Origin of the sequence: Corynebacterium sp. UMB6689, from assembly GCF_030215295.1 — a bacterium.
In the GTDB taxonomy this organism is placed as follows: domain Bacteria; phylum Actinomycetota; class Actinomycetes; order Mycobacteriales; family Mycobacteriaceae; genus Corynebacterium; species Corynebacterium aurimucosum.
Genome location: NZ_JASOLS010000219.1, coordinates 1 through 256, shown reverse-complemented (window position 1 = coordinate 256; position 256 = coordinate 1). Strand labels below are relative to the sequence as shown.

General features: G+C 56.6%; 1 protein-coding gene. It reads left to right on the top strand.

Going from position 1 to position 256, the window contains the following annotated elements; translation table 11 throughout:
• Positions 1–32: 32 nt before the first annotated feature.
• Positions 33–256, top strand: a 224-nt coding sequence (locus tag QP363_RS13275) for a hypothetical protein (RefSeq protein WP_284764835.1), incomplete at its 3' end; no start/stop codon positions are given.

Here is a 256-nt window from a genome sequence, read left to right as displayed (position 1 = left end):
ACCTAGACCACACGGTTCGCTTGAAGGCAGATGTGCCATTTGGCAAACGCATTCACACAGTAGGCCTGTGTGCAGCGGTAGAGGAATCTTCTTCCGGTCGTCTGGTCCGCGTGGAAGTATCCCTCTTCGATGGCGAGAAAGAATTTGCTCAGCTCGTCGAACGCTTTGCCATCAGAGGGCGGGTATCTACTTCGGATCCGGCAAGCCCGGCTCCGTTGCAATACGACACTGAGGTGGACGATACCCCGCGCCTGCT